Source organism: Paenibacillus sp. BK720 (assembly GCF_011761545.1).
GTDB lineage: Bacteria > Bacillota > Bacilli > Paenibacillales > Paenibacillaceae > Pristimantibacillus.
In genome coordinates this window covers 565,733-582,920 of the sequence record NZ_JAASRQ010000003.1, presented here as the reverse complement: position 1 = coordinate 582,920, position 17,188 = coordinate 565,733, and the positions used below count along the sequence as shown (strand labels likewise).

The window sequence follows — 17,188 nt, the reverse complement described above, 5'->3', positions numbered from 1 at the left end:
CCGCCGAACACCGTTAAGGCCCCTTAGGGACCTTAACCCTCACTTTTCGGCGCAGATCCGCCAGCCGCGCAGTGCGCCTCCCCGAAAGGCATGCATACAAAAAACAGGCTCCGGGAACCCCGGAGCCTGCCCTATCTAATATTAACGCTTGCCGACCATCGCTTCCGGCTTCACGTATTCGTCGAACTGCTCCGAAGTGAGGAGGCCGCTTGCGATCGCGGATTCCTTCAGCGTCAGTCCTTTTTTGTGCGCGTTTTTCGCGATTGCCGCCGCGTTCTCGTAGCCGATGTACGGGTTCAGCGCCGTAACCAGCATGAGCGATTGCTCCAGGTTGCGCTTGATGACCGCTTCGTTTGGCTCGATGCCAACCGCGCAGTTGTCGTTGAACGAGATCATTCCGTCCGCCATCAGAGCAACGGATTGCAGGAAGTTGTAGATAATAACCGGCTTGAACACGTTAAGCTCGAAGTTGCCTTGGCTTGCCGCGAAGCCGATCGTTGCGTCGTTGCCGAACACTTGGCAAGCGGCCATGGTCAGCGCTTCGCTTTGCGTAGGGTTTACTTTGCCCGGCATAATGGAACTGCCCGGCTCGTTCTCCGGAATCGTGATCTCGCCGATGCCGCAGCGAGGACCGCTTGCCAGCCAGCGAATGTCGTTCGCGATTTTCATCAGATCCGCAGCGAGCGCTTTAACCGCGCCGTGCGCGTACACGATTTGGTCATGGCTTGTCAGCGAGTGGAATTTGTTAGGAGCCGTGATAAACGTTTTGCCCGTCAGAGCCGTTACTTCTTCCGCTACCTTCACCGCGAAGTCCGGATGAGCGTTCAGGCCCGTGCCAACCGCCGTACCGCCAAGCGCCAGCTCGCGCATTTGATCAATGCTTTGGATCAGCATCGCGCGTGTTTTCTCGAGCATGGCATGCCAGCCGCTGATTTCTTGGCCAAGCGTGATTGGAGTAGCATCCTGCAAATGCGTTCTGCCGATTTTGACGATGTTATCGAACTTCTCCATCTTCTCGACAAACGTGCCGGCCAGCACGTCGATTGCCGGGATCAGCTTGTCTTCCACGTCGATTACGCCCGCGATGTGAAGAGCTGCCGGGAACGTATCGTTCGAGCTTTGGGAACGGTTAACGTCATCGTTCGGGTGGATGCGGGCTTCGCTGCCGCGTTCGGCAAGCAATTGGTTCGCACGGTGAGCAACAACCTCGTTCACGTTCATGTTCGTTTGCGTGCCGCTGCCTGTCTGCCATACGACAAGCGGGAAATGCTCGTCCCATTTGCCGGCCAGAATCTCGTCAACCGCTTCGCCGATGACGCCGGCTTTCTCCGCGTCGAGCTTGCCCAGCTTCAGGTTTGCGTTCGCAGCCGCTTTCTTGATGATCGCCATCGCATATACGACTTGAAGCGGCATTTTTTCGCCGCTGATTTTGAAGTTTTCCAAGCTGCGTTGGGTTTGAGCCCCCCACATTCTGTCCGCAGCAACTTTAATCTCGCCCATTGTGTCTTTCTCAATCCGGTATTCCATGCTCTTTAACGGCCTCCTTCATGTTTACATGCACATAGTACTACTTTATACAAAAGCACCCGGTCATTTCAATACGATTACCGCCTCATATCCATGCCGGGACGGCATAATTTCAGGCCCAGCAAGCAAAAACGCCCCAAGAGGAAGAAGCAAAGCTCTCCATCTCCGGGACGTTTCAATCACTTACAGCCCTTTCGCGGCGCGATAGGCTTCCATATAGGCGCTTGCTTTTTGCTCGATCAGCGAGAAGTCGCCCGTTGCCACGGCATCCTTCGTCAGGTCGGAACCGATACCTACCGCAACGGCTCCAGCCTTGATCCAATCCTTCAGGTTGGAGAGCGATACGCCGCCAGTCGGCATAATGTTCGCTTGCGGCAGCGGACCTTTAATCGACGGGATAATGCTTGGCGAGAACAGGTTGCCAGGGAACAGCTTGACTACATCAACCCCCATCTCAAGCGCGCTTTGAATTTCATGAACCGTCATCGTGCCCGGCATAACCGGAATCGCGTAACGGTTGCAAAGCTTAATCGTATCCGGGTTAAAAGCAGGCGCTACCACAAATTCCGCTCCGGCCATAATCGCCGCGCGCGCCGTTTCCGGATCAAGCACGGTGCCTACGCCGATAATCGCGAAGTTGTCCGCATCCGGCGAAGCCGTGCTGGAATACTCCTTCGACAGCTGTTCAATCGCGCGTAGCGCGAACGGTACCGTCATCGTAATTTCAATCGCTTTAATGCCGCCTTTAATGGCACGGCGCGCCATTTCGGCTACTTCCTCCGGAGAATCCGCGCGCAGAACCGCAACGACACCCGCCTCTGTTAATTGCCCAAGTACTTTCAGCTTCTTCATGAAAAATGACCTCCCATAGTCATAAGTGAAATAAACGCAAAAAGATTGAACATTCCCGCTCCATTATAGGCCTATGTTTCACATTCGGACAACCCTGCAAAAAAACTGGTTCCGTTTTTGCTTGTAAGCGGATACTTATAATATACGAGTCAGACCTACCAAGAAAGGAATGAATCCAATGACAACGCCATCCGCTTCCCATCTTATTACGCCGGGCTCCACCCTCTTCTCCCTGATGACCCGCCACAAGGGCCAGTTAATGACCGTATCGACCGCAGCCGGCGATGTACAAGGCATTCTGACGGCTTTCGACCCTGCTTACCTCACCTTGACCACGGATACGAACCAGACCAAATACGTGCTTGTCATGAATATTGCCTCATTTACCTTCGAACCGGCCTATTAATCGCTTTGCGCAAGCGAAAAGAGGGTGTTCCCGGCAGCCATAACCGGCCCCAAAGGAACACCCTCCCATTGTCTATACTTCTTTAAGCTTCCGAATAATCGATTTCGAGGAACGCTTCTACTTCCTTCTCCCAACGCTCCGCTACGAAGGCAGTATGCAGCGGATGCGCATTATAAGACTCGTAAGCCGCCTGATCGGCGAACTCCATCGAGAACCCGAACTTATAGTCATTCTTCGGGCTTACTTGACGGAAAACCCGGAACTGCCGAACCACGGGAATGGAGCTGAGAATCGCTTTGCCGTCCTCGAGAAACTGACGTTCCTGCTCCGAGCCTTCTTCATGCTTCAAGGTAAAAATAACGGAATGCTGAATCCAAGTTGCGCTGGGCAAGTGCTTCCTCTCCTTTTATAACGCTATGATAGGCCAAGCCTGCCCTAAGTATATAATTAATAAGGGCGGTCGCCAAGAATGGAAATTCGTTCCGCTACGCGGCGGTTTGGATAATAATCGGAGGAGGCGTAATGCTGGGTCGAACGGTTATCCCACAGCGCGATCGAATTTTTCTCCCAATGGAAGCGCACTTGGTATTCCGGAATTTCCGCCTGACGGAACAGGTACTGAAGCAGCTTCTCCCCTTCTTCCTCAGCCAGGCCAACAATACGCGTCGTGAAAATCGGATTTACAAACAACGTCTTGCGTCCCGTCTCCGGATGCGTACGGACTACCGGATGCTCCGCCGCGGGGAATTCAGCCTGCTTCTGCGCAAGCAGCTCCGGCGGCATGTTTCGGCCAAAGGTCGGCGTAAAATCATGAATAGCGGTTAAATCGTCAATCCGCTCCTTCACGGCTTCAGGAAGGTTATCGTAAGCAGCCCCCATGTCCGCCCACAGCGTGTCTCCGCCTTGAGGAGGCACCTCGGACAACCGCAGAACGGCGCCGAGGGACGGCTCCAAGCGCCAGCTTACATCGGTATGCCAGTTGTTCTCCTGCCCTTTCATGTTCGCATCCTTCTCGAAACGGGTAATCTCGGCCGCTGCGCCCTTTGGCAGGAACGGATGATTCTCAAGCTCTCCCCATTGTTTCGCAAAATTCAGCTGCTGCTCGCTCGTAATGTCCTGATTGCGGAAGAAAAGAACCTTCCATTCCAGCAGCGCGCGGTGAAGCTCTGCCTTAACCTCCGGCGATACTTGCTCTCTGAGATCTACTCCTTCAATCTCGGCACCGATGACCGGACCTAGCGGCTTCAGCGTAAACAACGTATAAGGACGGTCTTCCAAGCCGTCGGCCAAACGCTGCAGGTAACGCGGGCCGCCTTGAATCGTGCGTTTCGCAAAAAGATCGAATTGACGGGATGTGTCTACGGTTAATTGAGTCATGGTTAATCGCTCCTTTTTTAAATAAATGATTTATTGGGACAGCTTCTCAAGAAAACTCGAGTCGACATGCTCCTGGAAGCTAATCTTATTCTTAATGAAGCCGTTGCTGAGCAGGAGCTCTGCCGACTTCTGCTGGGCGTCCAGCTCTTCTTGCGAATAAGCGCGAAGACTAGGCGCGGAGCTGGCAAGCAGCGCTTTTACCACGCCCGCATCAATCTTTTTCAGATCCGCATAGATCTGCACCGCCTCGTCGTTATGGGCGTTCTGCCAATCAATCGCCTGCTTGTAAACTTTCAGGAACGCCGTGACAAGCTCCGGATTGCTCTTGGCAAAATCCGTTCTCGCGATAGCCGATACCGGTGCGGCAATGCCTTCGTTGGATCCCGCGATAACCGTCGCTTTGCCCGATGCGGTCTCCTTCGTCGTGTAAGGATCCCATGTTACCCAAGCATCCACCTTGCCGGTCTCGAAGGCCGGCAGCGCATCCTCCGGCTGCAGCGCAATCAGATTGACGTCCTTGTCGCTCAATCCGTATTTCTCCAGCACTTTGAGCAGGAACACATGCGCCGTTGTGCCTTTGGCAACCGCAATCGACTTGCCCTTCAGATCCTCGACCTTCGTGATCCCTTTATCCTTCGGCGTAATAATCGAGTTGGACAGCTTGCCGTCGCTTAGAAGAGCGATGACCTCGAAAGGCAGGTTTGCCGATAAACCGGAAATCGTTGCGCCATCCCCCAGGAAGGAGAGATCGACGCGTTTGGAAGCTAGCGACTCAAGCAGCGGAGGCCCGCTCTGGAATTCACTCCAGCTGACGTCGGCGTTAAGCGTATTGAACTCCTCCACAAGCCACCCCTTTTCCTTGGCCAGAAGCAGCGGCGACAATCCTCCGTTGATAGCTACGTTGACCGTCACATGCGGCCGTTCAGCCGTGCCTCCGTTAGCCGAAGCCGCCGATGCGGTTGAATCCTTCGACGCCTTGCCGCCGCAGCCGGCCAGCACCGTAACCAGCGCTATCACCGATAAAGCCGTCAGCGTTAAAGCCCGAAACTTGTTTCTCTTCATCATGCTTCATCTCCCTTAATGAAACTTAACTTATTTGTTTAATCGGATTTAGAGAATAAAAAAGATTCGATTCTTAACCTTCCCCTGTGATTAGGTAAAGGTTAAGAAATCGAATCTCCGGTAGACCAGTCGACTCTTCATTCTCTGCGCTCGACAAACTGATAAATTGATCAATTTGTCATTTGGTGATTTTGATCATAACAGCTGACTTTTTTGCTGTCAACCACTTTTTTCCGATTATTCCAATCCGTTTGGTTTACTTTCTTAAAACAAGCCGCAGCATGATATCGACGGCATGACCGGAAGGCTCGCCGAAGCCGCGGTAACCCCATATCGACGTGCTCTGAAACAGCGATAACAGCAGCGTTGCCAGCTCAACCGCATTCCCATCCACGATTGTGCCTTCCGTCTGCCCGTCGCGTATAATATCAGCGAGCAGATCGCGGTTAGCCTGGGCCTTCTCATTGATCTCCGCTTTCTCCTCCGGACTTAGCACCTCGGTCGCCTGCGCCTGGAGCACGACCCAGAAATGCGTGGACGTCCTGCCCTTCTGCAGATATTGTTCGATGAGCCACCTAAGCTTCTCGGGTGCGGTTCCGCCGCCGCCGCGCGCTTCGAGCAGCAGCTCGGTATACCTCTCCTGCGAGGACTGTACGAGTGCCAATAGAATCTTCTCCTTCGATTCGAAAAAATTATAAACATGGCCGTAGCTTAATCCCGCTTCGGTCGCGATATCGGATATTTTCGCTACGGCTACGCCGCGCACGGTAAAGACGGAAGCCGCTGCCGACAATATCTGATTGCGGCGCAGTTCCCTTTGCTGCTGGTCTTTGATGACGTTCCTGGCCATAATATCTGCTCCTTCGCCATGATCCTCTCAAGAGGTTCTCACACGCTCATTCCTGTTTCCTTCGCATTTCTGTTAGAATGGATAGGCATGAGCAATTTATCGGGGGTTAATAAATGGATTATATTATTCTGGACATTGAATTTAACGGACGCAAATTCGCAAGCGACCTCCCCATGGAAGTCATTGAGATTGGCGCCGTGCGGCTGAATGCCGATTTGCAGCAGACCGATATTTTTTCTTCCTTGATCAAGCCGGTCTACTTCTCCAAGCTGAATTCCTTTATTAAGAAAAAGACGGGCATTCCGCAGGAAGAGATTGATATAGCACCGAAATTTCCGCGCGTGATCGGCGAGTTCATGAAGTGGCTGGACCGCGGAGAGCCCTTTATGCTCTTTACTTGGGGCGGCGAAGACCTGAAACGGATCGTCTACGATACCCGGATGCATAAGCTGGATGACGCCTTCTGGCTCTCCATCGATTATTTCGACCTGCTGAAGGGCTATCTCCGCTATAAAAATATCACAAACGACGTTAGCGTTGAAGCCGCATTGACCGATCTTAACCTGGTCTCCGGAGGAAATGCCCACCGGGCGCTGGACGATGCGATCATGACGGCCGACGTGTTCCGCGCCATCTTCGAACACTTGGATCTCGAAGCTTACAAGCAGAAATACAAAGACCTGTACACGAATGCGAAGGAACGCCGCATGGTTAAAAACGCCGTGCGCGCCATGCGTACTCAAAAGGCAGCCCCTACATGGGAGCTGCTGGTCAGCAAGCACTTGGAGGGCAAGGTTGCCCTGACGGATCCTCGCAAGGAGGCCGAGCTGAAGGAGTATTTCGAAGCGGAGGCCGCCAAGCTTCCGCCGCGGCAGGCTCCGCCGCAGCAAAGCCCTGCCGGCAGCTAACCCTTGTAGCTGTCGCGCCATTTGAGCAGGCGCCGCTCCAGTATCCGTACCAGCGAGTCCGTCAGCTTGCCGACGGCAGCAAACAGAATAATGCCGATAAACACCACCTCGGTGCGCATAAACGACCGGGCATCTTGAATCAAGTAGCCGATGCCCCGGTCGGCACCCATCAGTTCCGCCACGACAAGCACCAGCCACGCAATACTGATCGAAAGCCGAAGTCCGAGCAGCACGTTCGGCATAGCCGCCGGAAGGACAAGGCGGATCATCTGGTTCACCTGCTTGAATTCCAATACCCTCGCCACGTCAAACAGCTTGGAATCCACGTTCCGTACACCAAGAAACGTATTTACATACAGCGGGAAAAACGCTCCCAGCGCGATTAACAGGATTTTCGAAGTCTCCCCAAACCCGAACCACAAAATAAACAGCGGCGTGATCGCAAGGAGCGGTACGGTTCGGATCATTTGAACGGTAGGATCCACGATCTCCTCTACCTTGCTGAACATGCCTACCGCAAGGCCGCAGAGCAGCCCGAGACTCCCGCCAAGCAGAAAGCCAAGCAGCGCCCGGAGCACGCTGATCTCCAGATGGCGGAACAACTCGCCGGAGACGATCATTTCGTAAAACTCTTTAATAATGGAGGATGGCGCCGGGAACAGCATGGCGTCTACGATTCCCGTGCCGCTGACGTATTGCCAGCCTCCAAGAATAACAAGCGGCAGCAGGCTGCCCATCAGCAGCTTTCTTCCCTTGAAGTCCCCTTTCTTCCTCGCGGCGCGAACAGCCGCGATCGGCTTGGAAGCCGCCGCCGGGGGCGGCGTTGCTCCTTGTAATGCTTCAGTTGCAGGATTGGACATGGTTGATCTTCCTTTCTGTGCTCCGGTTGTTTGGGGCAAGCGTTCCTTGCGGTTTGTTCGGCGCTGAGGCTCCGGTTAATCGATCGATGTTCCTTGCGACGGTTTGTTCGGCGCTAAGGCTTCGGTTGTTCGGTCGATTGTTCCTTGCGGTTTGTTTCTTGATTTGAATTTTTTATAGGTTGAAACAAACGCGCAATAGTCACACTCGACCAAACAACCTACGCTAGCCGCTAAACCACAATGCCACATTCAACCAAACAACCTACGCTGGCCGATACAAACACGCAAAGTCACATTCCGCCGAAACAATCTCCGCTGGACGCTTAAACAAGAGTCACAACAGGCCGATACATTCGGGCGGAGCTAAATGGTATACGTTTCTTTATCCGGCTCCTCGTGATCGAGAGCCCGGAGGATTAGTGTGCGGAGATCCTGGAAAGCAGATCCCGTTCTTTTGCGAGGGAACGGAAGATCGATCGGGACGATCGTCTTGATTCGGCCGGGACGAGGATCCAGCACGATGACCCGGTGCGACAGAAAGACCGCTTCGTCGATATCGTGGGTGACGAACAGCATCGTTGTGCGGTTTTCGCGCCAAATATCGAGCAGCGCCTCCTGCATATGGCTGCGGGTGAACGCATCCAGCGCGCCAAACGGTTCATCGAGAAGCAGCACCTTCGGATTTCGGAGCAATGCTCTTGCAATAGCGACCCGCTGCGACATGCCACCGGACAACTGCTTCGGGTATGCTTTTTCGAAGCCTTCCAATTTAACCAGCTTAATTAGCTGATCCACCTTCTTGCGGGTCTCCGGATTGCGAAGAGACAGATCGGCCGCGATGTTGCGTTCAACCGTTAACCAAGGAAATAAGCGGTGCTCCTGAAAAATAAACCCTTTCTCCTGGGAAGGCTTTTTCACTTGCTCCCCTTCAAGCAACACGCGACCTTCGATATCGACATCCAGTCCCGCTACAATCTTAAGCAGCGTGCTTTTCCCGCAGCCGCTTGGTCCTATGATCGATACAATTTCCCCTTGATTGACGGTCAGCTTCAACCGGTCCAGCACGGGAACCGCCTCGTTAGAATTACGGAACGTTTTGCTTACGTCTACAACCTCCAATAATGCCGTCGACATAGCCGGCACCTCCTCTGTTTGATTGTTTTCTCCTTAAACTTACTTTAACGCATTGGAATAGTTGGGATTAAGGCGTAAAAAAAGATCCAATGGAAGTCCATGCAGACATCTCCATTGAATCTCTGGTTGGTCCAGTCGATTCGATCTCCGTGCTACAGACTGACATTTTCGTCAATCCGTATCTGATGATAAGATCATAGCGGGTTGGGAAAAGACTGTCAATCGTTTTTTAAAGCCCATAACCAACAGTTACAAATTGCCCCGGTTGTCCGCCTGTAGTAGTATTACATGTTGGGGTTTTATACGAATTTATTGCATGGGAGAAGTATCATTCATGAATCGCGCATCCAAGTCATTCTCCGCCTACGAGCTCCTCTACGTCGTCGGCATCATCGCCATCTCGTTCTCGTCCATCTTCATCAAATGGTCCAGTGCCGAGCCTTCGGTCATCGGCATGTACCGCCTCTACCTGACCGTCCTGATTATGCTGCCGCTGGCATGGAGATATAAGCAGGAGCTGCTCTATCATACGGTTCGCCAGCTATTGCTGCTGTTCGCTTCGGGCGTTATGCTTGCCTTGCATTTCCTCTTCTGGATGTCGTCGCTGAAGCATACCACGGTGGCCAGCTCCACGATCTTCCTGGCGCTTGAACCGGTGCTTGTGATGCTGGGCTCTTATCTCATCTTCAAGACAAAAGCAAACAAAATGATGCTGCTGGGCATGGGAATTGCCATGATCGGCACGGTCATTATCGGCTCTAGCGATCTGGCCTTGTCGAAGGAAGCGTTGTACGGCGACGTCCTGTCGATTCTCGGCACGATTGCGGTAGCGCTTCATATGCTGATCGGCAAGCAGCTCCGGAGCAATACGAGCGCCTTCGCCTATAACTTCCTTGTGTTTGCCATTGCCGCGACAACGCTTGCCGTCTATAACCTTATTCAAGGCTACCGGTTTACCGGCTACAGCTCGCATGAGTGGGGCATCTTCCTGCTGCTCGCGATTGTGCCAACGCTGTTTGGCCATTATCTGTTCAACTGGCTGCTGAAGTATATGAACGCGACGGCGGTCTCCATGTCCGTGCTGGGCGAGCCGGTCATCGCTTCGCTGCTGGCCTGGGCGCTGCTCAAGGAAGCTCTAACAGGCTGGCAGTTAGGCGCGGGCATCGTGATCCTCTTCGGCGTGTGGCTGTTTATGCGCCACGGCAAAGAATAAGGTCAGATTAATTCCGCCATAATCGGAACGCAAAAAATGTATCTCCTTCCGCTGCTGTTGTCTCCCCTTTGCCTGAACAATTTATATGGTTGCAAAGGGAAGACAAAGGCAGGCGCTGACGCTCTCCAGGAGATACATTTTCCGCTTATCCTCTATTTAGCGATTAAAACGACCGCTTATCCATGCGAGCAGTAAGCCACGACCTCATCGTAGGACAGATTGCCGCCGAAAATATCCAGCGCGCTGCCGATCGTGATGTCCAGCTTGCCGTCCGTCAAACGGCGGAACAGCTCCAGATCCTCCAGCGAGCGGGCGCCGCCGGCATAAGTCGTCGGGATGGTCACCCCATCCGCCAGCTGCTTCACCAAGCTCTCCAGAATGCCTGTCCGCTTCCCTTCCACGTCTACCGCATGCACGAGAAACTCGCTGCAATACGATTCCAGCTCGCGAAGATTCGCTTCGTTCACCTGGAAGCTGCTGAAGGTCCGCCATTGGTTCGTCACGACATACCAGCTGCCGTCCTTTTGCTTGCAGCTCAAATCGATGACAAGCTTGTCCTTGCCAACCTCGGAGACAATCCGCTTCAGGTTGTCCATATTCAGCTCGCCGTCACGAAAAATATACGACGTCACAATGACCTGCGAAGCGCCCGCTTCGAGGTATTTGGCCGCATTATCCGCCGTAATTCCCCCGCCGATCTGCAGGCCCCCCGGGTATTCGCGCAAAGCGGATAACGCCGCCTCTTCATTTCCGCCGCCCAGCATAATGACGTGACCGCCGGTCAGCGCATCCCGCTTGAACATCGAAGCATAGTAAGCCGAGTCATGCTCGGACACAAAATTTTCAACCACGCGCCCTGGATTGGCATCCAGCGTTTCTCCGACAATTTGCTTCACTTTCCCGCTATGCAGGTCAATACACGGTCTGAACTTCATGCGATCTCCTCTTTCTCGTCTTTAAGTACCTTTATTGTAACAGAACTGTCCGCCACGGCGTATGCCGCATAGGCAAAATTTTAAAGCCTTCGAGCAGACGGGCGTATGTTACACTAGAGTACGAGAGTTAATAGAGAAGGAGATTCGCGAGCGATGAAGTTCGTTTCCTGGAATGTGAACGGCCTTAGAGCCTGTGTAAATAAAGGATTTTTGGATTATTTTAATGAGATGGATGCGGATTTCTTCTGCCTGCAGGAGACAAAGCTTCAGGAAGGACAGATCCGGCTGGAGCTTGGCGAAGCCTATCATTTATTCTGGCATTACGCCGAGAAAAAGGGGTACTCCGGGACCGCGATTTTCACGAAGCATAAGCCTCTGTCCGTAAGCTACGGCCTGGGCGAAGAAGACGAGGACAACGAGGGGCGGGTCATTACGCTTGAGTACGAGAGCTTCTATCTCGTAACGGTGTACACGCCTAACGCCAGACGGGACCTGTCGAGGCTGGAATTCCGGCTGGCTTGGGAAGACATGTTTAGAGGTTATCTCACTAAGCTGGATGAACGTAAACCTGTGATCGTATGCGGAGATTTAAACGTGGCTCATCAGGAAATCGATCTGAAAAATGCGAAGTCGAACCGCGGCAACTCCGGCTTCACGGACGAGGAACGGGAGAAAATGACGCGTCTGCTTGACGCCGGATTTATCGACTCCTTCCGCTACCTGTATCCGGACCGGACGGATGCGTACACCTGGTGGTCTTTTATGCCGAAGATCAGAGAACGGAATGTCGGCTGGCGCATCGACTATTTCCTAGCATCCGCAAGACTTGCCCCGGCCATTGTTGATGCCGGCATCGATTCTCAGATTCTCGGCAGCGACCATTGCCCGGTTGTTCTGACCCTCAACATGGAAAAAGGACATCAAGCTTAACGCTTAATGTCCCAATCCTGCACATCAATAAACATGCCGTAGTCGGAAGGATGTACGCCGGTGACGGCATGATTAACAACCCCCAGGGAACGGGTCGCGTAAATGGACAGCATCGGTACGTCTTTCGCCATAATTTGCTGCAGCCTGCTGTAAGTCCGCTTCATATCCGCCTCCCGGGTCTCTGATTTCAGCGCAGCAAGCAGCTTGTCCACTTCTGGATTTCGGTATCCGTTAGGATTCCCCTCCTGCAGGAAATAGCTTACGTCAGGCAGAGGATTAACGAGCGACATCGAGACTGTCATTACGCCAAGATCGTAGTCCTTTTCGACGATTTTATGGATAAGCGGGGCTAGATTAATCACTTGAATCTCGGCGTCTATTCCAACATCCTTTAAATCATTGGCTGCCATTTGAGCTGCCTGCTCCAGCGTGCTGTCCCCGGACAAGACGGATAACGTCAGCTTCGTACCGGGCACCCAGCCTGACTCGGCGAGCAGGCTTTTTGCCTTGTCCGGATCGTATTCCGCCTGTTTGACCGACGGGTCAAGGTAAGGACTGTAGCTGGTGAACAAGCCGTCGACCGTCTCTCCCGCCCCCCGGAGCAAATCGTTTACGATCCTCTCCCGGTTAATCGCGTAAGAGATCGCTTGCCTTTGCCTGGCATCCGGCAGCTCTTGTTCATTGATATACATGAATTGGGTCGTAATGGATGGCCCGTTAACAGCCGTCACATTCGGGAGCGATTTGATTTTGCCGTAGTCGTTAATAGGGATAACCCCAAACGACGGGATATTGAGATCAACATCCCCGCTTTCGAACTGATCGGCAAGCGCCTCGTCCTTCACTATTTTAAAGTTCAACCGGCCGATTCTTGGGGCTCCCTTGAAATAAGCAGCGTTTGCCTTCATCTGCACAAGCTGATCCCGCTCATAGCTGTCGAACCGATAAGGACCGCTGACGACAGCCGATTTTTGCACGAAATCACCGTTTCTGAGTTGATCAACCTGCACGCTTTCAAGCGCCTTTTTCGGCAGCGTAAACAAGTTCCGCCCTATGGTATCCTGCACAATGGTTAACGTTGTTGGCTCTTTGGTCTTAATCGTCAACGTATGCTTGTCCACGGCTCGAACGCCGGCCAACGCAGACTTTCCTTCCGGCTTGAAGCCTGTTGAATCCGTCCCCTCTATGATAGCAAACATATACGCATAGGTGGATGCAATCTCCTTGCTTGTCATCAGCTCCAGCGTAAAAACAACATCGTCCGCGGTGACAGGACTCCCGTCGCTCCATTCGGCGGACGGATTCAGATTGATCGTAAATAACCTATGGTCCATTGTTGTAATGGAATCGGCCAGCATTGGCTTAAAGGTCAAGTCCTGATCGAGTTCAAAAAGCGGCAAATACATTAAACCGGAAATATAAGAAGAGACCTGTCCAACAGGCGACAAGGGATTAAGAGTATTTGGCGAGTACGTTACTCCGATATTAACGGTTTTGGCCGAGGAGATCGGCTTCATGGATAGTTCCGTGCTACTGCATGCCGATAGGATAAACAGCATGCCTAATAGCAGTCCTAACAGGGAGCGCATACGACTAAAGTTATGCAAGCTAGCGTCACTCCTCTTCAACAATCCACGCGTAAACGACTGCCGAAAGCATGCGTTTCGCGAAGGATTCTTCTTCCTATAGTTTACCACTATATGTCTAATCGTGGAATCTATCCCTGAATCGGCTTGGCGATTCTCCGGTCCAGCGCTTGAACTGTCTGCTGAAATGGGCAATATTGTTGTAGCCGAGTCTCGCGGAGATCTCTTCGACGGACAGTTCGGGATCCATCAGCATCAGCTTTGCCTTCCTCAGCATAATCGTGGATAAATATTGCCTCGGGGATACGCCAAAGGACCTAGTAAACAAACGGTTAACCGACGAGGTGCTATACCCGACCGCAGCGGCAATCGAGGTGATCGTATCCTTGTCATTTAAATGGCCGGGGGAAGCCGTACCGTCCAGCGCCTCCTCCAGCATGACGGCAACTCGCGAGGCCAGCTCGGAGCTTCTAAGGCCGGGAGGGTCCTGATTCAGCTTGGACAACGTACCGCTAAGGGCGGCGAACAGCTCGAATAATGCAGACAGGACATGCATGCGGGCTTCCGTTCGCAGCACCGCTTCTTGCGAAACCGTTAATCCGATAAGCTTATTTAATGCAGGCCTTATAGCCACCGAGAGCTCGCTGTCCGCAGGGTAGAAGCATCTCGGGCTCCTGTTGAGCAGTTCTCGGAACGAAGGCTCGTCCACGTCAAAATGTAGACAATAATACGTCATGTCTCCTTCCCCCGACACCCGGCTTTCGTGTTGGTCTCCTGGCCTGAATAACAGCAGGTCCCCTGCTTGCTGCGTGTAGCTTGTCCGTTCAACGCTAAACTGCTGGGTACCCGTCAGCACGAGATTGATTTCGAACATCGGATGCTTATGCAGGGGATAACTCCAATCCGGCTCCACGGTCCGGGAATGGGCCCCAAACACGCGAAAGGTCGAGTCCATGTCGGGCAGCATATACTCTTTTTTCTGACGATCTTTTTGCTCCATTTCCTTCTCCTCTCCAGTGTCGCCATCAGCTTAATCGATTTGGGTAAATAGTATCCCGCTATGGATATGGGATAACCTGAAGACCCTTGATAATATAGAGATATTATAACATATCAGCAAGTGAAGCTCTGTGATCAAGAAGGGTAATTTCTAAGTTATCCCAGTCTTCCTAGTGGCATATTTGCTGACCTGATGAGAGGAGAATTTTGTCGATATGGCTACTATTACGAATCCTATTCTGCCGGGCTTTAATCCGGATCCTTGCATTTGCCGCGTAGGCGAGGATTATTATATTGCGGTATCGACCTTCGAGTGGTTTCCGGGCGTGGGAATTTACCATTCCAAGGATCTTAAAAACTGGCGGCTTGCGTCCCGTCCGCTGAACCGTCTAAGCCAGCTGAATATGACGGGCAATCCGGATTCCGGCGGTATTTGGGCGCCTCAATTGTCGTACAGCGACAATCAATTCTGGCTGATCTACACCGACGTGAAGGTTGTCGAAGGCCAATGGAAGGATTGCCACAACTACCTCGTTACCTGCGATACGATTGACGGCGAATGGTCTGAGCCGATTCCTATGAACAGCTCCGGCTTTGACCCTTCCCTCTTCCATGACGAGGACGGCAAAAAATATTTCGTGAATATGCTGTGGGACCAACGCGTCGGCAATCATCCGTTCTACGGGATCGTGCTGCAGGAGTATGATGCGGCTGAACAGCGTCTGGTCGGCAAAGCGGAGGTGATCTTCAAAGGCACCGACATTAAGCTGACCGAAGCACCGCATTTGTATAAAATCAACGGCTATTACTACCTGCTGACCGCTGAGGGCGGCACAAAATACGACCATCAGGCGACCATTGCGCGTTCCAAGGATATTCGCGGGCCCTATGAGGTTCACCCGGAAAATCCGCTCATCTCCTCGCACGCTCATCCGCGGATTGCGCTGCAAAAAGCGGGACATGCTTCGATCGTCCAGACGCATACGGATGAGTGGTTCCTTGTCCATCTGGTGGGACGCCCGCTCTCCCGCGAAGGACAACCGCTGCTCGATCCGCGCGGCTATTGCCCGCTTGGCAGAGAGACCGCGATTCAACGTCTTGAATGGCATAACGATTGGCCGTACGTGGTTGGCGGCAATAAACCGTCCTTGACCATTGAAGGACCAAACATCGAAGAGGTCGTGTGGGGACCGGACTTCCCGGAGAAGGACGATTTCGATTCCGAGACGCTTAACCCGCATTTCCAGACGCTGCGTATTCCGCTTGGCGAGAAGATTGTCTCCTTGAAGGACAACCCGGGCCATCTGCGCATCTACGGAAAAGAATCGCTCACTTCGAAGTTCACTCAGGCATTCGTTGCCCGCCGCTGGCAGCATTTCAGCTTCACCGCGGAGACGAAGGTTGCCTTCAACCCAAGTACGTTCCAGCAATCCGCGGGTCTCGTGAACTATTACAATACGCAGAACTGGACGTCCTGCCAGATTACCCGGCATGAAGAGAAAGGCAGGATTCTGGAGCTGGTTGCTTGCGATAACTTCTCGTTCTCGCAGCCGCTGCAAGGCTCCGAGGTTGTTATCCCGGACAGCGTGGAGTACGTATTCCTACGCGTTGAGGTTACGGAGCTGACGTACCGTTACTCGTATTCGTTCGACGGCGACAGCTGGACAACGCTGCCGGTCACCTTCGAGTCGCATAAGCTGTCGGATGATTATATCCAAGGCGGCGGCTTCTTCACCGGCGCATTTGTCGGCATGCAATGCCAGGATACCTCGGGCAGAGGGTTGTATGCGGACTTTGACTATTTTGTTTACAAAGACAACTAAGCTCGTCATGGCGGGGGTTGGAGACAAGTGCGCTCGTCATGGCGGTAAAAGTTCTCCTTCCGGCTCACTGAAATTTCGCCAACATCTAGTTCGTTGCCGAAATTCGGTGTGGCTGTTGCCCTCCGGGCAAAGGCAGACGCTCCGCTCCTCCAGGAGAAACTTTTACCTCTATTCCTCGCCCGTTGTCTTATTTTTTTGGGGGACCGTAAGAAAAGGAAGGCCTGCTTTAATGGGCCTTCCTTTCGTTATTTGTAATGCCTTATTTTATATACAGTAAACATACCTAAGCCCGGTTTATAGACCTGAGATACTTTTTTTCCATCACCATAAAACAATATGTAATCACCGTTAAGTAACAGGGAAACCTTTTCGTCTGATCCTAACGTGATTTGTAACCTTGGCGGCCCACCCTTTGGAGCTGGTCCATAGTACCGGGTAACATCCTTCTTTGATAACTTCTTGAAGAAATCAATGAAATTACTTATCTCATCTTCAGTAAGATGAGATCTCTTATTGTGCGGACTAGTAATATCGGCCGATTTAATCTTTTCTGTAATTAAAGGGCCGATTTCCCCTAGATAACTGATGTCTCTATGCATAGGTTGAGCGGCAAGCACTCCACCGCTTCTAGCTGACTCGACGCATAAGACCGCAACTGCAAAGGCTAGAATGATTGAAAATAAACGCTTATGTATTGTCTTCATATTCTTACCCCGCAATTTTTTA

Annotated in this window: 17 protein-coding genes; 5 read left to right on the top strand and 12 right to left on the bottom strand. The window is 52.5% G+C overall.

The genetic code is table 11. From position 1 onward, the window contains the following. Positions 1-141: 141 nt before the first annotated feature. Together fumC and FHT67_RS14670 are read right to left on the bottom strand one after the other, a co-directional pair. Entirely contained in the window at positions 142-1,527 is a 1,386-nt protein-coding gene (gene fumC / locus FHT67_RS14675; protein ID WP_167199343.1) for a class II fumarate hydratase, read from the bottom strand. A 183-nt stretch (positions 1,528-1,710) separates the two neighbouring features. Further along, positions 1,711-2,379, bottom strand: coding sequence for a bifunctional 2-keto-4-hydroxyglutarate aldolase/2-keto-3-deoxy-6-phosphogluconate aldolase (locus tag FHT67_RS14670; RefSeq protein WP_132310007.1), 669 nt, complete (start codon positions 2,377-2,379; stop codon positions 1,711-1,713). A gap of 178 nt (positions 2,380-2,557) precedes the next feature. Here FHT67_RS14670 and FHT67_RS14665 point away from each other — a divergent pair, with 178 nt between their 5' ends. After that, entirely contained in the window at positions 2,558-2,785 is a 228-nt protein-coding gene (locus FHT67_RS14665) for a DUF2642 domain-containing protein (protein ID WP_162862767.1), read from the top strand. An 82-nt stretch (positions 2,786-2,867) separates the two neighbouring features. Here FHT67_RS14665 and FHT67_RS14660 read toward each other — a convergent pair whose 3' ends face one another. The 4 genes from FHT67_RS14660 to FHT67_RS14645 form a co-directional block, all read right to left on the bottom strand. Then, positions 2,868-3,176, bottom strand: a complete 309-nt coding sequence (locus FHT67_RS14660; RefSeq protein WP_132310005.1) for a Dabb family protein — start codon at positions 3,174-3,176, stop codon at positions 2,868-2,870. Positions 3,177-3,232: 56 nt separating this feature from the next. Further along, positions 3,233-4,162, bottom strand: a complete 930-nt coding sequence (locus tag FHT67_RS14655; protein WP_167199340.1) for a TauD/TfdA dioxygenase family protein — start codon at positions 4,160-4,162, stop codon at positions 3,233-3,235. 30 nt (positions 4,163-4,192) lie between these two features. Continuing rightward, positions 4,193-5,227, bottom strand: coding sequence for an aliphatic sulfonate ABC transporter substrate-binding protein (locus FHT67_RS14650; protein WP_243711727.1), 1,035 nt, complete (start codon positions 5,225-5,227; stop codon positions 4,193-4,195). A 253-nt stretch (positions 5,228-5,480) separates the two neighbouring features. Then, positions 5,481-6,074, bottom strand: a complete 594-nt coding sequence (locus FHT67_RS14645) for a TetR/AcrR family transcriptional regulator (RefSeq protein WP_167199337.1) — start codon at positions 6,072-6,074, stop codon at positions 5,481-5,483. A gap of 113 nt (positions 6,075-6,187) precedes the next feature. Between FHT67_RS14645 and FHT67_RS14640 the strand changes: the two genes are divergently transcribed. Next, positions 6,188-6,982 carry a 3'-5' exonuclease gene (locus FHT67_RS14640; protein ID WP_132310001.1) on the top strand — a complete coding sequence of 265 codons (795 nt, stop codon included), beginning with the start codon at positions 6,188-6,190 and terminating at the stop codon, positions 6,980-6,982. Here FHT67_RS14640 and FHT67_RS14635 read toward each other — a convergent pair. Then, positions 6,979-7,842: an ABC transporter permease gene (locus tag FHT67_RS14635; protein ID WP_167199334.1), complete on the bottom strand. Its 864-nt coding sequence runs from the start codon at positions 7,840-7,842 to the stop codon at positions 6,979-6,981. The two genes, FHT67_RS14640 and FHT67_RS14635, sit on opposite strands and share 4 nt — an antisense overlap. A gap of 363 nt (positions 7,843-8,205) precedes the next feature. Next, entirely contained in the window at positions 8,206-8,976 is a 771-nt protein-coding gene (locus FHT67_RS14630; RefSeq protein ID WP_167199331.1) for an ABC transporter ATP-binding protein, read from the bottom strand. A gap of 334 nt (positions 8,977-9,310) precedes the next feature. On the opposite strand from FHT67_RS14630, the gene FHT67_RS14625 reads away from it, so the two are divergent. Next, the gene (locus tag FHT67_RS14625) at positions 9,311-10,189 is read left to right on the top strand and encodes a DMT family transporter (protein ID WP_132309996.1); all 879 of its coding nucleotides are present in this window, start codon (positions 9,311-9,313) and stop codon (positions 10,187-10,189) included. A gap of 176 nt (positions 10,190-10,365) precedes the next feature. Here FHT67_RS14625 and hisA read toward each other — a convergent pair whose 3' ends face one another. Next, a complete protein-coding gene (hisA, locus tag FHT67_RS14620) occupies positions 10,366-11,124 on the bottom strand; it encodes a phosphoribosylformimino-5-aminoimidazole carboxamide ribotide isomerase (protein WP_167199329.1) in 759 nt (252 codons plus the stop codon). Between the two features lie 153 nt (positions 11,125-11,277). Here hisA and FHT67_RS14615 point away from each other — a divergent pair, with 153 nt between their 5' ends. After that, on the top strand, positions 11,278-12,054 hold the full coding sequence (locus tag FHT67_RS14615) for an exodeoxyribonuclease III (protein ID WP_132309993.1): 777 nt from the start codon (positions 11,278-11,280) through the stop codon (positions 12,052-12,054). Here the strand turns inward: FHT67_RS14615 and FHT67_RS14610 are convergent. Then, positions 12,051-13,571: an ABC transporter substrate-binding protein gene (locus FHT67_RS14610; RefSeq protein WP_208403291.1), complete on the bottom strand. Its 1,521-nt coding sequence runs from the start codon at positions 13,569-13,571 to the stop codon at positions 12,051-12,053. The genes FHT67_RS14615 and FHT67_RS14610 overlap by 4 nt on opposite strands. A gap of 187 nt (positions 13,572-13,758) precedes the next feature. After that, on the bottom strand, positions 13,759-14,640 hold the full coding sequence (locus FHT67_RS14605; RefSeq protein ID WP_167199325.1) for an AraC family transcriptional regulator: 882 nt from the start codon (positions 14,638-14,640) through the stop codon (positions 13,759-13,761). A 214-nt stretch (positions 14,641-14,854) separates the two neighbouring features. On the opposite strand from FHT67_RS14605, the gene FHT67_RS14600 reads away from it, so the two are divergent. Further along, positions 14,855-16,462 carry a glycoside hydrolase family 43 protein gene (locus FHT67_RS14600; protein ID WP_167199323.1) on the top strand — a complete coding sequence of 536 codons (1,608 nt, stop codon included), beginning with the start codon at positions 14,855-14,857 and terminating at the stop codon, positions 16,460-16,462. A 245-nt stretch (positions 16,463-16,707) separates the two neighbouring features. Here the strand turns inward: FHT67_RS14600 and FHT67_RS14595 are convergent, their stop codons facing one another. Continuing rightward, the gene (locus FHT67_RS14595) at positions 16,708-17,166 is read right to left on the bottom strand and encodes a hypothetical protein (RefSeq protein ID WP_132309988.1); all 459 of its coding nucleotides are present in this window, start codon (positions 17,164-17,166) and stop codon (positions 16,708-16,710) included. Positions 17,167-17,188 lie beyond the last annotated feature (22 nt).

Excerpts from the sequence above, each read along its gene's own strand:
- FHT67_RS14645 (WP_167199337.1), bottom strand. The coding sequence starts at position 6,074 with ATGGCCAGGAACGTCATCAAAGACCAGCAGCAAAGGGAACTGCGCCGC.
- FHT67_RS14650 (WP_243711727.1), bottom strand. The coding sequence starts at position 5,227 with ATGATGAAGAGAAACAAGTTTCGGGCTTTAACGCTGACGGCTTTATCG.
- FHT67_RS14670 (WP_132310007.1), bottom strand. The coding sequence starts at position 2,379 with ATGAAGAAGCTGAAAGTACTTGGGCAATTAACAGAGGCGGGTGTCGTT.
- fumC (WP_167199343.1), bottom strand. The coding sequence starts at position 1,527 with ATGGAATACCGGATTGAGAAAGACACAATGGGCGAGATTAAAGTTGCT.
- FHT67_RS14595 (WP_132309988.1), bottom strand. The coding sequence starts at position 17,166 with ATGAAGACAATACATAAGCGTTTATTTTCAATCATTCTAGCCTTTGCA.
- FHT67_RS14635 (WP_167199334.1), bottom strand. The coding sequence starts at position 7,842 with ATGTCCAATCCTGCAACTGAAGCATTACAAGGAGCAACGCCGCCCCCG.
- FHT67_RS14605 (WP_167199325.1), bottom strand. The coding sequence starts at position 14,640 with ATGGAGCAAAAAGATCGTCAGAAAAAAGAGTATATGCTGCCCGACATG.
- FHT67_RS14600 (WP_167199323.1), top strand. The coding sequence starts at position 14,855 with ATGGCTACTATTACGAATCCTATTCTGCCGGGCTTTAATCCGGATCCT.
- FHT67_RS14625 (WP_132309996.1), top strand. The coding sequence starts at position 9,311 with ATGAATCGCGCATCCAAGTCATTCTCCGCCTACGAGCTCCTCTACGTC.
- FHT67_RS14655 (WP_167199340.1), bottom strand. The coding sequence starts at position 4,162 with ATGACTCAATTAACCGTAGACACATCCCGTCAATTCGATCTTTTTGCG.
- FHT67_RS14610 (WP_208403291.1), bottom strand. The coding sequence starts at position 13,571 with ATGAAGCCGATCTCCTCGGCCAAAACCGTTAATATCGGAGTAACGTAC.
- FHT67_RS14640 (WP_132310001.1), top strand. The coding sequence starts at position 6,188 with ATGGATTATATTATTCTGGACATTGAATTTAACGGACGCAAATTCGCA.
- FHT67_RS14615 (WP_132309993.1), top strand. The coding sequence starts at position 11,278 with ATGAAGTTCGTTTCCTGGAATGTGAACGGCCTTAGAGCCTGTGTAAAT.
- hisA (WP_167199329.1), bottom strand. The coding sequence starts at position 11,124 with ATGAAGTTCAGACCGTGTATTGACCTGCATAGCGGGAAAGTGAAGCAA.
- FHT67_RS14665 (WP_162862767.1), top strand. The coding sequence starts at position 2,558 with ATGACAACGCCATCCGCTTCCCATCTTATTACGCCGGGCTCCACCCTC.
- FHT67_RS14630 (WP_167199331.1), bottom strand. The coding sequence starts at position 8,976 with ATGTCGACGGCATTATTGGAGGTTGTAGACGTAAGCAAAACGTTCCGT.